Source organism: Xanthomonas sp. SHU 166, assembly GCF_000364685.1.
Lineage (GTDB): Bacteria > Pseudomonadota > Gammaproteobacteria > Xanthomonadales > Xanthomonadaceae > Xanthomonas_A > Xanthomonas_A sontii.
The window spans coordinates 1-5,381 of record NZ_AQOJ01000907.1; the positions used below are offsets into that span (position 1 = coordinate 1).

Genomic DNA, 5,381 nt, shown 5'->3' on the forward strand with positions numbered 1-5,381 from the left:
GCCAGCACGATGTCCTGGTGGCGGCTGGTCGCGCTGCTGTAGACCTGGGTGAGTGGCGGCGGATGCAGCTGCCGCCAGGCCAGGGCGCCGCCGAGCGCCAGCACGCCCACGCAGGCCGCGACCTGCAGCGGCCGCCAGCGCGAACGTGGCGGCGCGAACCTGCGCACCACCTCGTCCCGCGCTGTCGCATCGAGCGTCGCCAGGTCGCCGCCGAGCGCATTGATGCGTTCGAACGCCTGCAGGTGCCGCGGGTCGGCCTCCGTCCAGTCCAGCCAGCGCGCCACGGTGTCCTCGTTGCTGTCGGGTTCGCGCAGCAGGGCCCACCAGCGCGCGGCGTCGTCGAGGATGTGTTGGTCGATGCCGCTGTCCATTACGGGATCTCCGCTTCGTCGAAGCGTTTGCGGCAATGCGCGAGCGCGTTGGCCACATGGTAGCGGACCATTCGTTCGCTCACGTTCATCGCCTTGGCGATCATGCCGAAGTCCTTGCCTTCGATCACGTGCAGCACGAAGGCGCGGCTGGTCTTTGCGGGAAGTTCCTTCAACGCCCGGGTCAACGCGCGCAGCTGCTCGCTGGCCGTGGCGTGCCGCTCCGGAACCGGCGGGAGCGGCAGATCGTGTTCAGGCAGCTCCACTGCGGCGTTTTCGCGGACCTTGCGCATGCGCAGTCGGTCCACCGCCAGGTTCGAGGCGACATGGAACAGGTAGGCGCGCGGCGATGCCAGCGCGTCGGGACGCTCAAGCGTCACGATGCGCATGTACGCCTCCTGCGCCACGTCCTGCGCGTCCGCCATCGAGCCGAGCTTGCAGTGCAGGAACGCGAGCAGGGCGCGGTGATGTTCCTTGAACAGCGCGTCGACCTGGTGCGCAGGCGCCTGCTCCGGCGACGGCGCGCCCTCGGTGTGCTCGGCCCGGCTCACGACTGCTGATGCTCCTGGAGGGAAGCGGCCGCGGCAGTATAGCCAGGCTCACTGGCCGCCACGCGACGCAGCACCGCAAGCGGCCGGCAGCGCCGCGGCCAGCAAGCCTTCCGCATGCGTCCGCAATGCCTCGCGGCGGCGAAACGCCGCGCGGTGCTGGCTGGGTACATCGGCTGCGGTCTTGCGTGCCGGGGTCAGCGGCAGCGCGAACCAGCCATCGACGATGGGCGTACCGCCCTGCTCGATCCAGAACGCGTCGTAGTCGGACAGGAACACGTCTCGCTTGCGCTGCAGCGGATGCGCGCCATTGCAGACGGCGCGGATCGCGTGCGCGCCGAGGCGCTCGGCGAAGGTGCATGCCAGGGACAGCATCAGTTGCTTGGGCCGCAGCCCGTGCATCTGCTTGGTCAGCGCGCGCACCACGTCGCGGGCGTCGGCACCCTTTGGGCCCTGCAGGCAACCGATCAGTACCGTCGGATGGGCGTCGTCGCCGGTCACGGTCAGCACCAGGCGATACAGTTCGCGTCCCGCCGCGTCGCTGAGCTGCAACCAGAGCTCGCCTTCGCAGCTCATCGGCGCCGGCGGCAGCAGCGACAGCGTGAGCAGGCTGCCATCGTGCAGCGGCAGCGTCCCCAGGTCCGCCTGGCCTTGCCGGTAGATGGCGTCGAACAACGCGGCCGGCAGGCGCTCGAGCATCAGGCGATAGTGCTGCCGGAGGTGACGCAGCCGCGCCTTGCTACTCCAGCGGGTGTTCACGAAACGATGCAGGTGGCGCTCGAGCAGGCGCGGATCGCGCTCGGCGTAGCCGCGCATCCGCGGGTCGCGGCACAGTTCGTCGAGGAAACGAAGATGCGCGGCAGGCAAGCGCAGCGAACGCAGCAGGTACTTGGCCGCCTTGATCCCGCGCTGCAGGCGGTTGCCGTGCCAGTCCGTGCGCCCCTGGAACGAGCCCAGGAACAGAGGCCACCACCGTGACGGTGCGGCATCGGCGCTCGGCCGGGGCGGCAGCGCAGGCCGGGCCAGGCGGGTCGGCGCCGACTCGAACGCTGCGGCGCTCGCGGAAACGTCCACCAGATCAGTGGGTTGCAGGAAGAATTCGGTGGTCGCTTCGGTCACGTTCGGCTCGCAGAGGGACGGTGCTCTCTGACAAGACGTTTCAAGGGGCGAAAATTGAAATGGGTCCGCACGCGCGGTGCTCGGCCGCGTCCGCGGCGTCCCGGCCTGGCCGGATCTGCGTCATGCAGGCAGCGGGCGCGCGCGATAGCCGCGACGGGCGTTCCCGTTCACGCCGGTCGCGGTGAAGCCGCTCTTGCACGCGAATGACAGATCAGTGGGCGATGCCGGATGCGGCGGCGCCACGATCCGGCGCCCTCCACCTCGGCCATGCACAGGTTCCCGATGGGGCCCGCGAGCCGCGGTGCCCGCGGCTGCGGCGCCGCTCAGCGCCGCGCCAGCAGCACCAGCATCGCGCCGGTGCCGCCTTGCGCGGTCGGCGCCGAATGGAAGGCCAGCACGTCGTTGCGCTGGCGCAGCAGGCGGTCCACCAGGTTCTTCAGCAGCGGCACGCCGCCCGACTGCAGGCCCTTGCCGTGCACGATCCGCACGCAGCCGAACTCGTGCGCGTGCGCCTCGGCCAGGAACTGGCGCAGCAGCGTCTCGGCCTGCGCCGCGGTGGCACCGTGCAGGTCCAGTTCGTCCTGGGCCGAGAACTGCCCCTTGCGCAGGCGCTGGAACACCCGCGCCGGCAGATGCTCGCGGCGGTAGCTGGCCACGTCGCCGGCTTCCAGTGGCGTGCTCTGGCGCAGCAATTGCTGGAACTCGCCCTGCGCCTCGGCGTCGTCGCGTTCGGCCATGCGCGCGCGCGGCTTGGGGCGCGGCTTGGCATTGGCCGGCGGCGTCGCGTTGAGCGGGGCCACCTTGCCGATGGCCGCGCGGAACAGCGCGGCGGGATCTTCGTCGTCGGAATGCGCCATGCGCACAGCTTAGAGCGTGCGGCGCGGTTTGAGGTGAGCGCGGCGTTGCCGGCAGCGTCTGGCGTGTGGACCACTGCGCTGCGGTCGCACGGCGCCACGCCGCTCCAGTGCGCGGCGCGATGGCCGTCACCGCGGTCGTCGTCGCGCTGTCAGCGACCTGGCAGGGCGCATCCGGTATCATGCCCCCGGTTTTCGAGGAGCACCATGCGCGTATTAGTGAGCAACGACGACGGCGTCGACGCCCCCGGCATCCGCATGCTGGCCGAGCAGTTGCGCGGCGCCGGCCACGAGGTGACGGTGGTCGCACCCGACCGCGACCGGTCCGGCGCCAGCAATTCGCTGACCCTGGATCTGCCGATCCGGCTCAAGCGCATCGACCACTACACCTGCAGCGTCGCCGGCACGCCCACCGACTGCGTGCATCTGGCGCTCACCGGCATGCTGGAGTTCGACCCGGACATCGTGGTCTCCGGCATCAACAATTCCGCCAATCTCGGCGACGACGTGATCTATTCCGGCACCGTCTCGGCGGCGATGGAAGGCCGCTTCCTCGGCCTGCCCGCGGTGGCGGTGTCGCTGGTCAGCCACAACCACGATCCCAGGCATTTCCAGACCGCCGCACGCGCCGCGGTGGAGATCGTGGCCCAGCTCAAGGCCGATCCGCTGCCGGCCGACACCATCCTCAACGTCAACGTGCCCGACCTGCCGTGGCAGGAGATCAAGGGCTTCGAGGTCACCCGGCTCGGCAACCGCCACCGCTCCGAACCGTGCCTGCCGCAGACCGACCCGCGCGGTGGCACCGTGTACTGGATCGGCCCGGCCGGGCGCGAGCAGGACGCCGGTCCCGGTACCGACTTCCACGCGGTACGCACCGGCTTCATCTCGATCACCCCGATCCAGGTCGATCTGACCCGCTATCAGGCATTGGAAAAGGTCGCCAGCTGGGTCGGCGGCCTGACCGCCGCGCTGGGCCGCCCGGCATGACCCCGCGGTTGCGCCTGCAGCCGGAAGCGATCGGCATCGGCATGACCTCGCAGCGCGTGCGCGACCGCCTGGTCGAGCGCCTGCGAGAGGCCGGCATCCGCGACGAGAGCGTGCTCAACGCGGTGCGCACCGTGCCGCGGCATCTGTTCATCGACGAGGCGCTGGCCTCGCGCGCCTACGAGGACACCGCGCTGCCGATCGGCCACGGCCAGACCATCTCGCAACCGTGGGTGGTGGCACGCATGACCGAGACGGTGCTGGAAGCGGCGCCGAAGAGGGTGCTGGAAGTCGGTACCGGCTCCGGCTACCAGGCGGCGATCCTGGCCGCGCTGGGCCTGGAGGTGCATACCGTCGAGCGCATCGGCGATCTGCTGCGGCAGGCGCGCAAGCGTTTCCGCCAGCTCGGCATGAACGTGCGCAGCAAGCACGACGACGGCCGCATCGGCTGGCCCGAGCATGGCCCGTTCGACGCGATCGTGGTCACGGCGGCGGCGCCGGCGCTGGTCGATGCGCTGATCGAACAGCTGGCCCCGGGCGGCTGCCTGGTGGCGCCGGTCGGCGGCCCGTCCGCGCAATCGCTGATCCGCCTGCGCCGCGCGGCCGACGGCCAGATCGAACAAGACGTCCTGGCGCCGGTGACCTTCGTCCCGTTGCTGTCGGGCATGCTGGATTGACTTCCCGGAGCCGCACTGGATGAAGATTTTCGGGCCGTTGTACGAACGCGCCATCGCCTGGTCGCGGCATCGCCGCGCGCCGGCCCTGCTGACCGGTCTCAGTTTCGCCGAGGCCATCGTGTTCCCGGTGCCGCCGGAAGTGATGCTGGCGCCGATGTCGCTGGCACAGCCGCGGCGCGCGCTGTGGTTCGCCACGTTGAGCCTGCTCGGCTCCCTGACTGGCGCGGTGATCGGCTATCTGCTCGGCCATTTCGCCTTCGCCGCGGTGCAGCCGCTGATCGAATGGCTCGGTTGGACGCAGAAGATCGACGCGCAGGTGAACCACTTGCGCGAGGTCATCGCCGAGTCGCCGTGGCGTGCGTTCTGGCTGCTGGTGCTGGCCGGCTTCACCCCGATCCCGCTGAAGATATTCACCTGGGCCTCAGGCATCGTCGGGGTGCCGCTGCTACCGTTCCTGGCGAGCATGCTGGTGGGGCGCGGCAAGCGCGTCTACCTGGTGGCCGGAGCGATCCGTCTCGGCGGGCCGCGTGCGGAAGCCGCGTTGCGCCGCTGGATCGAGCCGCTCGGCTGGGTCGCCTCGGCGATCCTGGCGCTGCTGGTGGTGTGGGTCATATGGAGAGCGAAGGTCGGATGAGCGTGGATCGGGTGGTGCGGAACGGCCTGCGTTGCGGCCTGGGGGTGCTGGTGGCGGTGGCGCTCGGCGCCTGCAGCAGCGCCACGGTGGTGCGCACGCCGGGCGGCGCGCCGGTGCGCGGCACCGCTGCCGCCTCGGCGCCTCGCGTGTCCGTGCCCAAGCCCGGGGTCAGCGCCACCGTTCGGCGCGGCGACACG

At 70.7% G+C, this 5,381-nt stretch carries 7 protein-coding genes and 1 pseudogene; 4 read left to right on the forward strand and 4 right to left on the reverse strand.

Annotated elements, in window-relative coordinates; genetic code table 11:
- The 4 genes from D180_RS20370 to D180_RS20385 form a co-directional block, all read right to left on the reverse strand.
- Positions 1 to 371, reverse strand: a 371-nt coding sequence (locus tag D180_RS20370) for a DUF4880 domain-containing protein (protein WP_017914221.1), incomplete at its 3' end; no start/stop codon positions are given.
- On the reverse strand, positions 371 to 919 hold the full coding sequence (locus tag D180_RS20375) for an RNA polymerase sigma factor (protein WP_017911058.1): 549 nt from the start codon (positions 917 to 919) through the stop codon (positions 371 to 373). The genes D180_RS20370 and D180_RS20375, both read right to left, overlap by 1 nt.
- 48 nt (positions 920 to 967) lie before the next feature.
- Positions 968 to 2,035 (reverse strand): DUF535 family protein, encoded by a 1,068-nt coding sequence (locus D180_RS20380; RefSeq protein ID WP_017914222.1) that lies wholly within the window; start codon positions 2,033 to 2,035, stop codon positions 968 to 970.
- A 323-nt stretch (positions 2,036 to 2,358) separates the two neighbouring features.
- Positions 2,359 to 2,892 (reverse strand): Smr/MutS family protein, encoded by a 534-nt coding sequence (locus D180_RS20385; protein WP_017911056.1) that lies wholly within the window; start codon positions 2,890 to 2,892, stop codon positions 2,359 to 2,361.
- Positions 2,893 to 3,096: 204 nt separating this feature from the next.
- Here D180_RS20385 and surE point away from each other — a divergent pair, with 204 nt between their 5' ends.
- The 4 genes and pseudogenes from surE to D180_RS20405 all read left to right on the forward strand — a co-directional run.
- Entirely contained in the window at positions 3,097 to 3,876 is a 780-nt protein-coding gene (gene surE / locus D180_RS20390) for a 5'/3'-nucleotidase SurE (protein WP_043091456.1), read from the forward strand.
- A complete protein-coding gene (locus D180_RS20395; RefSeq protein ID WP_017914224.1) occupies positions 3,873 to 4,550 on the forward strand; it encodes a protein-L-isoaspartate(D-aspartate) O-methyltransferase in 678 nt (225 codons plus the stop codon). Before surE ends, D180_RS20395 begins: the two co-directional genes overlap by 4 nt.
- A gap of 19 nt (positions 4,551 to 4,569) precedes the next feature.
- Positions 4,570 to 5,184, forward strand: a complete 615-nt coding sequence (locus D180_RS20400) for a YqaA family protein (RefSeq protein WP_017914225.1) — start codon at positions 4,570 to 4,572, stop codon at positions 5,182 to 5,184.
- Positions 5,181 to 5,381: pseudogene (locus D180_RS20405) on the forward strand (hypothetical protein); the annotation flags it as partial. The gene D180_RS20400 and the pseudogene D180_RS20405, both read left to right, overlap by 4 nt.